Origin of the sequence: Mycobacterium sp. smrl_JER01, assembly GCF_048513595.2 — a bacterium.
Lineage (GTDB): Bacteria > Actinomycetota > Actinomycetes > Mycobacteriales > Mycobacteriaceae > Mycobacterium.
Genome location: NZ_JBLXXK020000001.1, coordinates 4,737,881 through 4,753,779, shown reverse-complemented (window position 1 = coordinate 4,753,779; position 15,899 = coordinate 4,737,881). Strand labels below are relative to the sequence as shown.

The following is a 15,899-nucleotide window of genomic DNA, read 5'->3' as shown; positions in this document are numbered from 1 at the left end:
CGGGTAATACCGTGATGTGGTGGACCGATATGACCGGGTGAAGCTGACCAACCCGGACAAGGTGCTGTATCCGGCGACCGGGGATGGCGCGGAGGCTGTCACGAAAGCGGAGGTATTCGACTACTACGTCAACGTGGCCGCGGCGATGCTGCCGCATATTGCGGGCCGAGCCGTCACCCGGAAACGCTGGCCCAACGGCGTCAACGAAGAGTCGTTCTTCGAAAAGCAGCTGGCGTCCTCGGCGCCGGACTGGCTGAGTCGCGGCACCATCGTCCACAAGTCGGGTACCACCACCTATCCGGTCATCGACACCGTGGAGGGGTTGGCCTGGATCGCGCAGCAGGCGGCGTTGGAGGTGCACGTGCCGCAGTGGCGCTTCACGGGCGGGAGCAGCGGGGCGGGCCACGACGCGGAATTCACCCATGTCGGTCCGGCGACACGCATCGTGTTCGATCTGGACCCCGGGGAAGGCGTGACGTTCCGTCAGCTGTGCGAGGTCGCCCACGAGGTTCGCGATCTGATTGCCGACATCGGGCTGCGGACTTTCCCGCTGACCAGCGGTAGCAAGGGCCTGCACCTCTACGTCCCACTGGACGAACCCATCAGCTCACAGGGCGCCTCGGTGCTGGCCAAGCGAGTGGCGCAGCAGCTGGAACGGGCGATGCCCAAGCAGGTCACCGCCACCATGACCAAGAGGCTGCGTGCGGGCAAGGTTTTCGTCGACTGGAGCCAGAACAACGCCAACAAGACCACGATCGCGCCGTATTCGCTTCGCGGCCGGCCGCACCCTACCGTCGCGGCGCCGCGCACCTGGGACGAGATCGCCGATCCGGACCTGAGACACCTCAGGTTCGACGAGGTGCTCGACCGGCTCGACCGGGACGGGGATCTGCTCGCCGACCTCGATCCGCCGGTTCCGGTACCGGACCGGCTGACTCGGTACCGCAGCATGCGCGACACGACCAAGACGCCCGAACCGATTCCGGCCGAGGCCCCGGCCACCGGCAACAACGACAAGTTCGTCATCCAGGAGCACCATGCCCGGCGGCTGCACTACGACTTCCGGCTGGAACGAGACGGTGTGCTGGTGAGCTGGGCGGTACCGAAGAATCTCCCCGACACGCCGTCGGTGAATCACCTGGCCGTGCACACCGAAGACCATCCGATGGAGTACCTGACCTTCGCCGGGGAAATCCCCAAGGGCGAGTACGGCGGTGGCGAGGTCTACCTCTGGGACACCGGCACGTACGAGACCGAGAAGTTCCGCGACAATCCGCCGGATGGCCCGGCCAGGGGCGGCGAGGTCATCGTGACGTTGCACGGCGCGAAGATCGAAGGCCGATACGCGCTGATCCAGACCGACGGCAAGAACTGGCTCGCGCACCGGATGAAAGACCAGCAGCGGCCGACGGCGGCCGACCTGGCCCCGATGCTGACCACCGAGGGATCGGTCGAGCGATTCACCAAGAGCCAGTGGGCTTTCGAAGGAAAATGGGACGGGTACCGAATCATCGTCGAAGCCGATCACGGAAGGTTGGCGGTTCGGTCCCGCAACGGTCGCGACGTCACGGCCGAGTACCCGCTGCTGAAGTCGCTGGCCGCCGACCTTGCCGACCACCACGTCATCCTCGATGGCGAGGCGGTGGCGCTCGACGACTCGGGGGTGCCCAGTTTCCGCGAGATGCAGAACCGGGCGCGCTCGACGCGCGTGGAGTTCTGGGCGTTCGACATCTTGTTTCTCGACGGCAGATTGTTGACGCGTGCCAAGTACACCGACCGCCGCCGACTGCTCGAGGCACTTGCCGACGGGGAAAATCTCATCGTGCCGCCGCCGATCGACGCCGACGACGGACCTGCAGCGCTCGACGTAGCGAGATCACGGCGCTGGGAGGGTGTCATCGCCAAGAAGCGGGACTCCACCTATCAGCCGGGCAGGCGGTCCTCGTCGTGGATCAAGGCCAAGCTCTGGAACACCCAGGAGGTGGTGATCGGCGGGTGGCGACAGGGCGAAGGTGGACGCACCAGCGGGATCGGCGCGTTGGTGCTCGGAGTTCCCGGTCCAGGCGGTGTCGACGACGGCCTGCAGTTCGTCGGACGGGTCGGTACCGGTTTCACCGACAAGGAGTTGGCGTCGTTGAAGGAGACGCTGCAGCCTTTACGCACCGACGAATCACCTTTTGCGGCAGAACTTCCCAAGCCGGACGCGAAGGGGGTGACTTTCGTGCGTCCCGAACTCGTGGGCGAGGTGCGCTACAGCGAACGCACCTCTGACAATCGGCTACGGCAGCCGAGCTGGCGCGGTCTGCGCCCGGACAAGACGCCCGAGGAGGTTGTCTGGGAATAGCGTGAAGCCAAAGTCACTGTGGACGTTCACTTCTCAATTCGCGGCACGTGCCCCGTGCTGCGACTTCAGCTGTTGGGACTTGAGCTGTTGCGACTTCAGCCACGGATTTGCGGTGCCGAGCGCACGTGTCAGGGTTGCCGGGGTGGCCGATCGGTGACTGTCCGCAACGAGTGCACGATGTAGCGGTGCATCTCCTGCTCGGGCAGATAGGGGACTTTCCGCAGGGTCACCGTCCGTTCCTGGAAACGCTCGTCGGAGTCATCCAGCGCCCGCACGCCGTGAGTCGAATCGCTGACGCCGAACCCGCTCACCGAGATGGCGAGGTGGTCGAACGCCGCTTCGGTGTCCGCGTAGCGTCCGGGGCTTCGGTTGAGCCGCTCCAGCAAGTCCAGCGGTTCGAGACCGCGCAGCGCGAAGACATCCCTGCCGTCGAGGAACAGCGGATGTCGTGGGCCGGCGGGCATGATCTCGCAGAGGCGGTCGGCTTCGTACCGCAGCACGAGGTCGCCGCGGGTTTCGGTCACGCTGCCCGCGGGTGGGCCGTCGTCCGCGTACGCGGCGATGAGGGCCTGCTTCTCGTCGTTGCTCATCGCGTCGCCGAACATCTCCAGCGTCTCGCGCAGAAGGTCGTCGGGGATGCGATCAGCACCGCGACCGGTGACGGTGCCGTACGGCGCCGACAGCGAATTCACCTGTGCCGCGCACATGCCGAATTCGAGCCGACCTAAACCCTCGCGGGGACGTATGGTCCAGTCTGCGTCTGCCATCGTGGCTCCCAGGATGCCACGGCTCACTCTCTGTCGAGGCAGTCCGTGACGTCCAGCACGTCGGAAACGGATGGCTGCGCGGTGTCGACCCGCGCGATATTCTGCAGCCCTGCTCGTGTCGCTCTTACGGCGAGATTTTCCGGGGCCGGTCATCGAGAACGAGGTTCAAGGGTCGGATGGTCGCGGTGCGCTGCGCCTCCACCAGTTGTCTCGGAGTGGTTCAGCGCGAGAGGGAGTTCGCCATCTCCGCGAGTCCGTCGGCCAGGTTGACAAATGGAGCGTATCCGAGTTCGTTTCTCGCAGAACTGATGTCGTAACTGCGGTCACGGCCCATGAAGGTGGTGATCCAGTTTGTCAGCATCGGCGGTTCGGGCCGGCGCAACAGACGTGCCCCTGCTTCGAGGACCGCCCCGAGGGGGGCCGCCACCGCGAACGGCACACTGCGGGCCGCGCTCACGTCGACGCCTTGGGTGGCCAGTAGCGGAGTGAAGAAATCGCGGGTAGGCATCGGTGTGCCGTCGGTGACGTAGTACGCGCGACCGGCAGCGCCACGGGTGAGTGCGAGCCGGACTGCCTCGGCGAGGTTGTCCACGTGGACGAAGTCGACTGTGTGCGAACCGTTGTCGATCCAGCTGAACCGGCCGGCTTTCACCGTGCTGACGAATTCGTCCAGGGTGGACATTCCCGCACCCCAGATGAACGGAGGTCGAAGGGCCACCGTCGTCATCGTCGGAGTGACCGCGCTGAGCAGGGTGCGCTCGGTTTCGAGCTTGATGCGGCTGTAGGCGATGTTGGGCCGGCCTTCGTCGGTACGCTCGTCGACGATCGGCGCGCGCTGGGTACCGCTGGCCACGCTGGCGGCGCTGATCGCGACGAACCTCGACACTCCAGCAGACACGGCAACCTGGTGCAGGGCGACGCTGGGCGCCAGGTTGGCCCGACGGAAGACGTCGTCGGGACCCCAGAACGCCATATAGGCGGCACCGTGCACGACGGCATCGGCGCCGTGCAGTGCCGACGTCCATTGCGGCGGCGGGCCACTTGTGACCAGTTCCGCCAGATCGCCGAGAACCGGCTGCGCCCCGGCCAGGCTGACGAGGTCGGCGGCGCGGTCCGTGCGCGCGAGCGCGCGCACTTCGTGCCCAGCGCCGACCAGTCGCCTGATGACGTGCTGCCCGACGAATCCGCTGCCGCCTGTGACGAAGATCTTCATCTCACTCCCATTCATTCTGTGTCAAATCATTTGATACCAAACTATATGGGTGCTGATAGTATCTCGTCAACGTGAAAGAGGCGACGGGTGGACGCGCTGCGTCAGGTGCATCGGCGCAGCGCGCAGGGCGCCTGGCCGATGTGTTCGGCCGCGCAGCCAAATCGGTGGTGCGGGCCTTCGACGACCGCCTGGGGGAGCACGGCGTGTCGACCCCGAGATCCAAACTGCTCACCGAAGTGGCCCGGATGCAGCCGGTGCGGCTCGCGGATCTGGCCCGGGAAGTGGGGATCAGCCAGGGCACTGCGTCGACACTGGTGGAGGCACTTGTTCGCGATGGACTGGTCTCCCGCGGCGTCGATGACAACGACCGCCGCGCGATACGCCTGACGACCACCTCCGAAGGTGAGGCGCAGGCGCGTAACTGGCTCCGCGACTACGTCGTGGTCGCCGAGGAGATTTTCAGTTGCCTCAGCGCCGAGGAGCAGCGTCAGCTGACCCGGCTGCTCGATCGCATCGCCGAGTCCCTGAACCCGCCGGCGTAGCCGAGGGGGCCGAACTTGTCGGTGGTCGAATGTATGTTCGAACCATGTCGGGGAGCGCTGTGCAGGTCGCGGTGAGGGCGTTGTGTGCGGCCTTCGATGAGGTGGCCGCCGGTGAGGTCGACCTGTTGACCCGAGACGAGTTGGTCGATGTGCTCGATGATCTCGAAACGTTGGGATGTCGGCTGCCCGCGGTGGGTCACCGGTTGTTGGCCCGCCTGCAGGTCGAGGCGACCCCGCAGCAGATGGGCGCCAAATCGTGGAAAGAGGTGCTGTCGGTCCGGTGGCGGATCTCGACCCGCGAGGCCCACCGCCGGCTCACCGAGGCCGCGGTGTTGGCGCCGCGCCCCGCGGTGACCGGACCCGCGCTGCCACCACTGTTGCCCGCCACCGCCGCCGCCCAGGCCCACGGGTTGATCAACGCCGAACATGTCGAGGTGATCAGCAAAGCCCTGGCCAAGGTGCCCGGGTTCATCGACACCGCCACCCGCGACCAGTTCGAGGTCGACCTGGTCCGCACCGCGGTCGGGATCGGCCCCAAAGAACTCAAAGACGCCGCCGAGCGCACCCTGTTCCTGCTTGATCAGGACGGACCCGAACCCGATGACACCGAACGCGCCCGCAAACGCGCGCTCACCAAGCACAAACAGCGCACCGACGGCATGGTCGACCTGTCGGCGACGCTGACCCCACAAGCGTGGGCGGTGTGGGAAGCGATCTTCGCCAAATACGCCGCCCCCGGCATGTGCAATGCCGATGATGACCAGCCCTGCACCTCGGGCACACCGTCACAGGCCCAGATCGACAACGACCACCGCAGCCTGGCCCAACGTCAACACGACGCACTCCTGGCCATCGGGCGGATCGCGTTGATGAGCGGGCAACTCGGACACCTCAACGGGTTACCGGTCTCGGTCATCATCCGCACCACCCTCCAAGACCTGCAGTCGCGGGCCGGGATCGGTGTCACCGGCGGAGGCACCATGGTGCCGATCGCCGAGGTGATCCAGATGGCCCGCCACGCCCACCACTACCTGGCAGTGTTCGACCGCGCCACCGGATCAGCGCTGGACCTGCTCCGCACCAAACGCATCGCATCGCCGGCCCAGCGGATCATGCTGATCGCCCGCGACGGCGGCTGCACCAAACCCGGCTGCACCATCGGCGCCTACGGCTGCCAGGTCCACCACGCCACCGCCGACTGGACCGACGGCGGCAACACCAACATCGACGAACTCGGCCTGGCCTGCGGCCCCGACAACCGCAGCGTCACCACCCACAGCGGCTGGACCACCACCATCAACGACCGCTGCGAAGTCGAATGGACCCCACCCCCACAGCTGGACACCGGCCAACACCGCATCAACTACCACCACCAACCCGAACGACTCCTCCACCCACCCGAACCCCACCACAACGACACCGAACACGACGACACCGAACACGACGACACCGAACACGACGACACCGAACACGACGACACCAAACAGGACAACACCGAACCGGACGACACCAACAGCGACAACACCAGCACAGCCGACCCGGACACCCCCACCCCCGCCGACACCACCGACCAACCCGGCGGCCCCGCACCACCCGACCACCAAGCCGCCTGAGGGCCGAGCGGCCTGACGCTCATCTTCAAGATCGGCGTCAAGACCTCACCCGGCGCGATGTGAACCGCCCGCGGCCCGGAATCAGTGCGGTGGGGGTGGATCTCCGCGGAAGAAGGCGATCGAGTTGTCGGCTGCCCGACGGGCGGCGGCGGTGTCCTCACCGGACGCGACCTGAGCCGCATACCAGCCGTCGCCGGCGGCGCGGATGTAGTTTCTGCCGTCGCCGGTGGTCGCCCACTCTTCTTCCCTGAACTCGGCCGGTACGGCCTGCCCGGTGTCGAGATGGAGAGCCAGGCCCAGTAGCGCCAGATCCCACCCGATACCCACGGCGCCGGGGCCGTACTGCGGCCACATGGGGTCGTCCACCAGCGCGATGTGGTCGAGTTGCATGCGGGCCCGCTCCGGAGCCTCGTCGATGATGGTCAGCTCGATCCAGCTGACTAACCCGCCGAATTCCCAAGTGGCGGTGAAGGTCCGCGGGGGATCACAGCTGAGTACGGTTCCGGACGCATTGCCCTCGACCTGGTACTTGCCGTCCAGCCGCAGGTCGCCGTGCACCGGCGCGAACCACCGGGGCAGGCGTTCGGCGTTGGTGCAGGCATCCCACAGATCGGCCGCATCGGTGGGGTACGTGCGGCTCAATGTCACGACGCGGGCCTTCCCGGCCTCGATGGTCCGGCTCCCGACCGTTCGCTGCACGGCGTTGACGTGTTCGCTGACATCCATCAGTGCTGTCTCCTTTCATCGGTTCCCTGCGGGCGGAGCCGGCGTTGCCGCTTTCCGCGTGCGATCTCGGTGGACAGTGCATCCAGGCGTGGGGCCCAGAACTGGCGGAAATTGTTCAGCCAGTCGTCGACCTCGCGTAGTGCGGCGCCGTCCACGGCGTAGAGCCGCCGCTGCCCTACTGCGCGGACTACGGTGAAACCGCTGTCGCGCAGCACTTTCAGATGCTGTGATACTGCCGGCTGGGTGATCGAGAACTCGTCGCGGATCACTGCGGTGATGTCGCCTGCCGACTGCTCACCGGGCACGAGCAATTCGAGGATGCGGCGCCGCACCGGGTCGCCCAGAACGTCGAAAGCGTGCACCACCCGAAGATAAAGTAGCAACTTATATAAGTCAAAACTGATTTTTTGTCGAGCGGGTGCGGCGCGGGTGCCGCAGTGCTGTCTCGGCGCCGACCGGGGACGCCACCGGCGCCCACGACTCGAGCGGCTACAGCCAGTCGTGCTCCCGCGCATAGCGTGCGGCCTCGTGACGGGTGCGGGTCTGGGTCTTCTGCATGGCACTGGAAAGGTAGTTGCGCACGGTGCCCTGTGCCAGGTGCAATCGGGACGCGATCTCGGCGGCCGAATATCCCTGGGAGGTCACCCGCAGTACGTCGATCTCACGGTCGGTCAACGGGCAATCGTCGACGATGGCCGCGGCGGAGACCTCCTGGTCGATCCACCGCCGTCCCTGGTGCAGCGCGTCGATGACGGTGGCGATATGCGCCGGTTCGGCGGCCTTGCTGGCGAAGCCCTGCACGCCGAGTTTCAGTGCGCTGCGCAGCACGCCCGGGCGCGCATGCCGGGTGAGCATCAAGATCACCTGATCGGGGAGTGCGCGGCGGATCTCGGCGACGGCCTCGAGTCCGTCGACGCCGGGCATCTCCAGGTCGATCACCAGCACGTCGGGACGGTGGGTCAGCGTGGCACTGACAGCTTCGGTACCGTCGACCGCCTCGGCGACCACCGCGATATCGCCCTCCAACGGGAGAAGCGACGCCAGCGCCTTGCGCAGGAGCACCTCGTCGTCGGCGAGCACGATGGTGATCATTGCTGTGCCGCCGCGGTTTCCGGGGTCACGCGATCCGAGGAACGATCTGGAAACGTTGCAGCAGTGCGGAATCGGCCGTCCTCCAGCGTCACGGTGAGTTCGCCGTTCTGGTCGGACACCCGCGACGCCAGTGTGGCCAGCCCGCGCAGTTCCGGCATGACGCTGTCGGTCACGCCGTCGTTGGTCACCGAGATGCTGTTCGCGGTGAGCGAGATCTGCACGGACCGGGCGCGGGAATGCCGCAGGATGTTGGTCGTTGTTTCCCGAAGCACCTGTGCCAGCAATTCGTTGGCGCACACGGCGACACCGTCGCGGCGCGCGATACCGACCCGGATGCCCGCGGCCTCCAGAAGATTTCGGGCGTTCTCCAGCTCTGCGGTGAGGTTCAGCTTTCGCTGCCCGTAGACGAGTTCCCTGGTTTGGGCGATGGTGTCGCCGACCAGGTCGTGCACCTCACGGAGTTCCTGTTCGGCGCGATCGGGGTCGCTGTGCATCAGCTTCTGCGCCAGCGCGACTTTCAGCTTCACCACGTGCAGGGTGTGTCCCTGGATGTCGTGCAGATCGCCGGCGAAGCGGATCCGCTCACGGACCACCGCGAGCTCGGCGTCGCGGTCCCGGGATTCCTCCAGTTCGGCGACGACGTCATAGAACGTCTTGTTCGGGAACATCAACCCGATGACGACAGCGGTGAACCCGGTGGGCACGATGACATCGGCGATCAGGTCACCGACGTCGGGTGCGGGGATCGTGAGCACACCGGCGACGCCCACCGCCGCCACGAAGAGCACCACACCTGCCGCCGCGATCAGGCGGTGCCGCGGCAGTTGGGGAACAACCAAGCTGCCGACGATCGCGATCGAGTAGAAGGCGCCCTGGGACTGGCTGTCGAATGCGAACACCCCGTAGCACCAGATCGCCCCCGCGACCACCAGGCACGGTGCCGCCACCGCTGCCAGCCGGCCGGCGGACCAGCGCACGAACGCGACGAGTGCGGCGGCCAGCCCCAGCCCCAAGATGAGGCCCTGCGGCCAGGTCTGGGCCTGCCGGGCGATGAGGTAGGCGCCCACCGCGGTGAGCAACGGCAGAAACAGCGTCAGGTTGAGGTGACGGAAGCGACGCCGTGACACCTGTGGCACATCCTCGGGCCGCGGGGCCGCCGCCATGGAGTCACCGGCTGGAGTTACGCGCATGCCTGGCTTCATGAGAACGAGGGGCTGACTTATTCCTTGATTATCGGCGCCGACCGGATGTCGGCGACAGTGACACAGTGTCACCAGAGTAGGTCCGCAATGTCATGCCGGCACGTGACGCCGGCGCGCTGGTGGGATCCAGCGGGCGGCGCTGTGATGGACATATGTCAACGCCCCCGGTGATCGATGTCGACAGCCTGACCGTCAGCTACGGCGATCACACGGCCGTGGACGACCTTTCGTTCCAGGTGGAGCGCGGGGAACTCTACGCGCTGCTGGGTACCAACGGTGCCGGTAAGACGACGACGCTGGAGGTCGTCGAGGGACACCGGCGACCCACCTCGGGCGCGGTGCGGGTGTTCGGGAACAGCCCGACGGACCGGCGCTCGGTGCGACCCAGGATGGGCATCATGCTTCAGGACAGTGGATTCTCCGCCGACCTCACCGTCGCCGAGTCAGTCCGGCTGATCGGCCGCCTCACCGGGCGTTCCGACAGCGTCGAACGAGTCCTGGGCCTGGTCGACCTGGTCGGCAAGGCCGGGGCGAAGGTCTCGCAGCTGTCCGGAGGCCAGAAGCGTCGACTCGACTTCGCGACCGCCGTCTACGGTCGCCCGGAGCTGATCTTCCTCGACGAGCCCACGACCGGGCTGGACATCCAATCCCGCGACGCACTCTGGGAGGCGGTGACCCAACTGCGGACCGACGGCTCGACCGTGGTGCTGACCACCCACTACCTGGAAGAAGCTCAACAGCACGCCGACCGCATCGGTCTGATGCACCGCGGTGTCTTCCGGCACCAGGGTACGGTGTCGGAGCTGACGCGCACGCTGCCCGCAGCAATCCACTTCGGGCTGCCGCCGGACGCTCCGGCGCCTCCGCTGCCCGCGGCACCCGGCGCCGACGGCGGCTATGTGATCGAGACCTTCGAGCTGCAGCCCGACCTCAAGCGACTGCTCGACTGGGCCGACGTGCATGCCGTCGAACTTCGCGGATTGTCAGCCGCGCCGACCCGTCTGGACGACGTCTTCCGCGCGATCCGCACCGAGGCCCCCACGGGGTGACGATCCCCGAGCTCCCCGATCGTCCCGGCAACCTCCGCCCGCCCACTCCACCGCGAAGGATTTCCATGCTCACCATCGCGCGTTCCGAGCTGTTGCAGCTCGTTCGCAACCGCTCGGTACTGGTCACCAGCCTGCTCATGCCCGTCGCGGCGTGTGTGTTCTTCATCCGCTTTCGCGACGTGTTCGCCGAGATCGGCAGCTTGGGCTATGTCGCGGCCGTGATCGTGTTCACCATCGGGGCGTTCAGCCTCTACGCCACGACCGTGACGACGCTGGCCGCCCGCCGGCAGAGCCTGTTCCTCAAGCGGCTGCGATGCACCGCGGCCGGCGACGGCGCCATCCTGTCCGGACTGGTGCTTCCCATCAGCGTCATCGCCCTGCTCCAGGTGGTGGCGATTCTCGCAGTGCTCGCGGTGGTGAGCGATGCGCCCGGTGACCTTGCGATGCTGGCATTGGCGATCGTCGCGACGTTGGTCATGATGCTCGCGCTGGGAACGGCGACGGCGGGGGTGACCCGGTCTCCCGAGCACGCCCAGATCACTACACTGCCGGTCAGCCTGGGTGTGGTCGCGGTGGCGAGTTGGGTCGGTATCACCGGCACCGACACCATGACCGTGGTGAAGCGATTGGTTCCGGGGGGTTCGGCCGCCGAACTCGTCGTGGCCGCCTGGAACGGCGGGATTGCACTCGGTGACTCGTTGTTGCTGCTGGGTGCCACGATCGCTTGGGTGGTCATCGCAATCGTCTTGGCTGCCAACTCGTTTCGATGGGAGCCGAATCGGTGACGGGCCGCAGCGAGAACCGGGCTGCGCGCACCGCGCGGTTGCCGGCAGTCCTCACCGCGGCGGTGGCGCTGCTCGCCGGGTGCGTCGGCGCCGGCGCACCGACGGCGGGCACCGGACTTGAGCGGTTCTACACCCAGCACATCGTGTTCGGATCCTGCGACGACTACGGCAGCACGGCGACCGAGGCCGAGGTGCTCGCCGGTGACGAGGCACTGGAGTGCGCGTATATGGACGCGCCGTTGGATTACTCCGATCCGGGCGCAGAGACCGTGCAGATCGCGCTGCTGCGCGCACCGGCACGCGGCGACGATCCGATCGGGTCGCTGGTGTTGAACCCCGGCGGGCCGGGCGGCTCCGGTGTGATGGCCGCCGCTCTGACCAGCCGGGCCCTGGCCGGCAGCCGCATCACCGAGCGTTTCGATCTGGTCGGCTTCGACCCCCGCGGCGTGGGAGCCTCCCGGCCTGCGGTCGACTGCTTCACCGATGCCGAGGCCGACACCGGCGCGGTGCCGACTTCGGCGATCGGCACCGTCGCCGCGATCACCGAAGAGCACGCCCGCGCACTGCTCGACCGCTGTGCTGCGGGAAGCGGTGGAGCACATGTGCTGGAACACTTGGGAACTCGCGACGCCGCCCGGGACATGGACATCCTGCGTGCCGTGCTCGGCGACGAGCGGTTGAGCTATCTCGGTCAGAGCTACGGCACCAGGTTGGGCGCGGTCTACGCCGAGACCTTCCCGGACAAGGTGCGGGCCATGGTGCTCGACGGCGCCATCGACCCGCAGCAGGGCACCTTCGAACGCCGGGTCTACGCATTCAGCGGCTTCCAGCGATCATTCGATCAGCTGGCGGCGTTCTGTGCCGAACAGGCCGACTGCCCGCTGGGTCCCGACCCGGATCTGGCGACCCAGGTCCTGCACCAGACCCTGCGCCCGTTGCTTGACGAGCCACTGCCGGCGCTGGACGGTTTCGAGCTCACCTACGACGCCGCCACCGGGGGAATCATCTCCGGGCTGTACCACTTTGCGGCCTGGCCCGCCATCATCGACGGCATCGCCGAGGTTCAGCGCGGTCGCGGCGACACCCTCGTCGCGCTGGGTCACGCATTCGTCGGCCGTGGCCGCGACGGGCGGTGGCCCAACCTGGGTGAGGCCCTCTATGCCGTCAACTGCATGGACGAGCAGCGAATGACGCCCACCGAGACCGCCCAGCTGCGTGCCGCCGTCCTGGAGGCTGCCCCGTTCCTCGATCCCGGTATCGACCTGAGTCACGGCGCCCGCGACACGTGCGAGGCGTGGCCCGCGCCGCCGACCCTGGAGATCCCCTACGCCCAGAACGTCGACGACGGCCTGCCACCGCCGCTGGTCGTCTCGATCACCGGCGACCCCACCACCCCGTATGGCGGCGGCATGAGCCTCGCCGCCGCGCTCGGCGGCACCGTACTGAGGGTCGAAGGCGAACAGCACACCATCGTGACGGCCGGAACGGATCCCTGTGTCGATGAGATCGTCGCCGATTACCTGATCGAGCAGCGACTGCCGCCCGAGGGCGCCACATGCACGCTGTGAGCCGACGGCGGCGATGGGTGTGGACCACGACCGGCATGCTCGGGGTTCTGATCGCGTTCGCTGCCGTCGTGACCGCCGCACTGCAGTTCGGTCTGCCGTGGTGGATGGCCAGTGGGGACCGCAACCACGTCTACCGTGCGGGCGGCGCTGCTCAGTACTACCAGGTGCACCTGCCACCGCAGCACGACGGCCGCACTGCACTCCCGGTGCTGCTGGCCATCCACGGCTGCGCAATGACCGGATTCGGGTGGAATTCGATGAAGGCCACCACCGCTTTGAACGCCCTCGCGGACCGGGAAGGCTTCATCGTGGTCTACCCGACGCAGCGGATCGTTCGGAACGCGTACAACTGCTGGAACCCGGCAGATCCCAGGGAGCAGCATCGCCACACCGGAGAGCCGGCGCTGCTGGCCGGCGTGGCCAGATCGGTGGTCGCGCACTACAACGCCGACCCGACCCAGGTCCACACCGTCGGCGCCTCGTCCGGCGCGGGAACCGCGATCGTGCTCGCCGCCACGTATCCCGACGTCTTCGCGACGGCCACATCGGTGGCGGGCGGCGAATACGGGCTCAACCAGGTCGACCCGGACCGGCCCGACGCTACACCGCCGGAATTCACCGCGCGCCAGGCGTGGTCGCAGATGGGGGACCGGGCCCGACCGGTCCCGCTGTTGGTATCCAGGGCAGTTCGGACGACGTGGTTCCACCCTTGGTGGCGAAAAGACTTGTGGACCAATGGATCGCGGTCCACGATCTGGTCGACGACGGACTGCTCAACGACAGCGTCGAACGTGAGACCGCAATCGTCGGCGTGGCAGCGCGGCCGGGATCGCGCGGGTACACCCACACCGCCATCACCGGCCCGGACGGACGGTCACTGACCGAGTCGTACCTGATCTCGGGGATGGGCCACTCCTGGCCGGGACCACACGGACGGGGCCTGTTCAGCGACGGCGCCGGCCCGGACGCCGGCCCGATCATCTGGGAATTCGCCCGTCGGCACCCGATGCCGGGCCGGTGACCCGGAATCTCGGGGGCTGCGCTGCGTTGCACAGGGGAACACAATCTGTGCCGACAGGCGCAGCAGGACCACGTGAGGAGCGCACCTGTGCACCTGATGACCGTCTTTTCCCACCCTTTCGACGACAAGTACCCGGCCGCGGTGATGGATGCGTTTCACGAACCCTTCCGGCAAGCGGGGCATTCGATCGACGTACTCGATTTGCACGCCGAGGATTTCGATCCGCGCTTCACCCGGGAGGACCATGCCCATTTCTGGGGAGCCGGCCCGGTACCGGAAGGGATCGCGGCGATGCACCGCAGAGTGGAGCGTGCCGACCGGCTCGCCTTCGTCTTTCCGGTGTACTGGTGGGGCATGCCGGCCATGATGAAGGGCTGGATCGAGCGGGTCTTCACCGTCGGCTGGGCCTATCAGTACGGCAAGGGAGTCCAGGACCGGGGAAAGCGGCCGCTGAACTCGCTGCTGCGCAACACCCCGACAACTCTGATCGGTATCGGCGGATCGAGTCGACCCACCTATGACAGATACGGCTACGCAGAGGCCATGAAGACCCAACTCGACGTCGGAACCTTCGCCTACTGCGGGGTCACCGATGTGGAAAGCCACCTCATCGTCGACGTCGAAGGTGACCACAATGCGCCGCTGCGCGACGACGGATTGCGACTGGCCGGTGAGATCGGGCGGGCATTCGTCTCACCGGATCGAATCATCCGTGATGCCAGGGAGATACACCTGCGGAGCAGGAACGGCTGACGGACCGCGGCAGCGGTGCTTCAGCCGGCGGCGGTCGCGGCGATGGCCTGTTGCAGACCGCGGGTGGCCAACTGGTCGGCCAGCTCGTTGTCGGCCACACCCGAGTGGCCGCGCACCCAGAACCACTCGACCCGGTGCGGCGCGCAGGCAATCTGCAGCCGCTGCCACAGGTCGACGTTCTTGACCGGTTGCTTGGCGGCGGTCAGCCAGCCGTTGCGTTCCCAGCCGGCCACCCACGTGGTGATGCCGTTCCGCACGTAGGTGCTGTCGGTGTAGAGATGCACCGCCACGGGTCTGGTGAGTGCCTCCAGAGCCATGATCGGTGCGGTCAACTCCATCCGGTTGTTGCTCGTCGCCCCCGGCTCGCCACCGCACATCTCACGGACGTGGTCACGGTGGCGCAGCACCGCGCCCCAGCCGCCGGGGCCCGGGTTGGGCCGGCACCCGCCGTCGGTGTGGATGACAACTGTGTCCGGGGTGGACTCGCGCATGACGCCGAGAATAAGCAGTGCGCCGTCCCGCCGGCTCAGCGACGCGCGGGAGCCGAGATCATCGCCGTCGGGACCGACATGCCGAGGTCGCGATGGCGCAGCGTCGTGATCCGGCGGCCGGGCTGCACCGCATCCTTGACCGGTGCCGCGCGGTCACCGAAGTAGGCGGCGGTCGCGTCGATGTCTGCGACGACGTACGTGATGCCCCACAGCGTGGACGGACCGTGTCCGGTCGCCTCGGGGGAGCCGACCACCTCGACGACCACCTCTCCCATCCGGAAGAAGACCTGCCGGACCGGCCGGCCGCCGAGCTCGGTATCTCGCTCGCGGCGCGGTCGCACCCCGACCGCGTTCATTGCCTCGACCGTCCGGGACAGGTCCGGCGACAGCAGCACGACATGGTCGATCGCGGTGACACCGTTGGCGTGGCAGGCCGGTGATACCGCGGGTCGGGGATCAGCGCGATTGTCATCAGCGCGACGGTGAACAGACGGTGTCGCCGGGATACCGTCGATGTCTGCGTGCCCGGGCGCCAGATCGCGCAGCGACCATCCGAGGATGCCGGAGCCGCGGCCGTCGGGCCCGGTCAGTCGAATACACACCCCGCCCACCCGGCAGTTGCCGTCGGCATCGAGGGTGAACCCCGCCGCCGACCATGCGTGGGCCGGATCGGCGACGTCGAATCCGTCGATGTGCACCGCCATGTCAACGGACACGGGCAATCGGACGGGCG

General features: G+C 67.3%; 16 protein-coding genes. 8 read left to right on the top strand and 8 right to left on the bottom strand.

The window, feature by feature from the left end:
• Nucleotides 1–16 precede the first annotated feature (16 nt).
• Nucleotides 17–2,344: an ATP-dependent DNA ligase gene (locus ACNUDN_RS22225; RefSeq protein ID WP_419123913.1), complete on the top strand. Its 2,328-nt coding sequence runs from the start codon at nucleotides 17–19 to the stop codon at nucleotides 2,342–2,344.
• Between the two features lie 128 nt (nucleotides 2,345–2,472).
• Here the strand turns inward: ACNUDN_RS22225 and ACNUDN_RS22220 are convergent, their stop codons facing one another.
• Nucleotides 2,473–3,111, bottom strand: a complete 639-nt coding sequence (locus ACNUDN_RS22220) for a hypothetical protein (RefSeq protein ID WP_419123912.1) — start codon at nucleotides 3,109–3,111, stop codon at nucleotides 2,473–2,475.
• A 220-nt stretch (nucleotides 3,112–3,331) separates the two neighbouring features.
• Nucleotides 3,332–4,324 (bottom strand): NAD-dependent epimerase/dehydratase family protein, encoded by a 993-nt coding sequence (locus ACNUDN_RS22215; RefSeq protein WP_419123911.1) that lies wholly within the window; start codon nucleotides 4,322–4,324, stop codon nucleotides 3,332–3,334.
• 71 nt (nucleotides 4,325–4,395) lie between these two features.
• On the opposite strand from ACNUDN_RS22215, the gene ACNUDN_RS22210 reads away from it, so the two are divergent.
• A complete protein-coding gene (locus tag ACNUDN_RS22210) occupies nucleotides 4,396–4,866 on the top strand; it encodes a MarR family winged helix-turn-helix transcriptional regulator (protein WP_419123910.1) in 471 nt (156 codons plus the stop codon).
• Between the two features lie 29 nt (nucleotides 4,867–4,895).
• Nucleotides 4,896–6,479: an HNH endonuclease signature motif containing protein gene (locus ACNUDN_RS22205; RefSeq protein WP_419123909.1), complete on the top strand. Its 1,584-nt coding sequence runs from the start codon at nucleotides 4,896–4,898 to the stop codon at nucleotides 6,477–6,479.
• A gap of 81 nt (nucleotides 6,480–6,560) precedes the next feature.
• Here ACNUDN_RS22205 and ACNUDN_RS22200 read toward each other — a convergent pair whose 3' ends face one another.
• The 4 genes from ACNUDN_RS22200 to ACNUDN_RS22185 all read right to left on the bottom strand — a co-directional run bounded on the left by ACNUDN_RS22200 (nucleotide 6,561) and on the right by ACNUDN_RS22185 (nucleotide 9,487).
• Nucleotides 6,561–7,208 (bottom strand): SRPBCC family protein, encoded by a 648-nt coding sequence (locus tag ACNUDN_RS22200; RefSeq protein ID WP_419125263.1) that lies wholly within the window; start codon nucleotides 7,206–7,208, stop codon nucleotides 6,561–6,563.
• Nucleotides 7,205–7,567 (bottom strand): ArsR/SmtB family transcription factor, encoded by a 363-nt coding sequence (locus tag ACNUDN_RS22195; RefSeq protein ID WP_419123908.1) that lies wholly within the window; start codon nucleotides 7,565–7,567, stop codon nucleotides 7,205–7,207. Before ACNUDN_RS22195 ends, ACNUDN_RS22200 begins: the two co-directional genes overlap by 4 nt.
• Before the next feature lie 127 nt (nucleotides 7,568–7,694).
• Entirely contained in the window at nucleotides 7,695–8,297 is a 603-nt protein-coding gene (locus ACNUDN_RS22190; RefSeq protein WP_419123907.1) for a response regulator transcription factor, read from the bottom strand.
• On the bottom strand, nucleotides 8,294–9,487 hold the full coding sequence (locus ACNUDN_RS22185) for a sensor histidine kinase (RefSeq protein WP_419123906.1): 1,194 nt from the start codon (nucleotides 9,485–9,487) through the stop codon (nucleotides 8,294–8,296). The genes ACNUDN_RS22190 and ACNUDN_RS22185 overlap by 4 nt, the downstream gene beginning before the upstream one ends.
• Before the next feature lie 164 nt (nucleotides 9,488–9,651).
• Between ACNUDN_RS22185 and ACNUDN_RS22180 the strand changes: the two genes are divergently transcribed.
• From ACNUDN_RS22180 to ACNUDN_RS22160, 5 genes are all read left to right on the top strand, one after another.
• A complete protein-coding gene (locus ACNUDN_RS22180) occupies nucleotides 9,652–10,548 on the top strand; it encodes an ABC transporter ATP-binding protein (RefSeq protein ID WP_419123905.1) in 897 nt (298 codons plus the stop codon).
• Nucleotides 10,549–10,613: 65 nt separating this feature from the next.
• Nucleotides 10,614–11,333: an ABC transporter permease gene (locus ACNUDN_RS22175; protein WP_419123904.1), complete on the top strand. Its 720-nt coding sequence runs from the start codon at nucleotides 10,614–10,616 to the stop codon at nucleotides 11,331–11,333.
• Nucleotides 11,330–12,901: an alpha/beta hydrolase gene (locus ACNUDN_RS22170; protein ID WP_419123903.1), complete on the top strand. Its 1,572-nt coding sequence runs from the start codon at nucleotides 11,330–11,332 to the stop codon at nucleotides 12,899–12,901. The genes ACNUDN_RS22175 and ACNUDN_RS22170 overlap by 4 nt, the downstream gene beginning before the upstream one ends.
• Before the next feature lie 17 nt (nucleotides 12,902–12,918).
• Entirely contained in the window at nucleotides 12,919–13,782 is an 864-nt protein-coding gene (locus ACNUDN_RS22165; protein ID WP_431960627.1) for a CE1 family esterase, read from the top strand.
• Nucleotides 13,783–14,018: 236 nt separating this feature from the next.
• Nucleotides 14,019–14,675, top strand: a complete 657-nt coding sequence (locus tag ACNUDN_RS22160) for an NAD(P)H-dependent oxidoreductase (RefSeq protein WP_419123901.1) — start codon at nucleotides 14,019–14,021, stop codon at nucleotides 14,673–14,675.
• 20 nt (nucleotides 14,676–14,695) lie between these two features.
• On the opposite strand, the gene rnhA is transcribed toward ACNUDN_RS22160, so the two are convergent.
• The gene (gene rnhA, locus ACNUDN_RS22155) at nucleotides 14,696–15,166 is read right to left on the bottom strand and encodes a ribonuclease HI (protein ID WP_419123900.1); all 471 of its coding nucleotides are present in this window, start codon (nucleotides 15,164–15,166) and stop codon (nucleotides 14,696–14,698) included.
• 35 nt (nucleotides 15,167–15,201) lie between these two features.
• Entirely contained in the window at nucleotides 15,202–15,870 is a 669-nt protein-coding gene (locus ACNUDN_RS22150; RefSeq protein WP_419125262.1) for a VOC family protein, read from the bottom strand.
• Nucleotides 15,871–15,899: the final 29 nt, after the last annotated feature.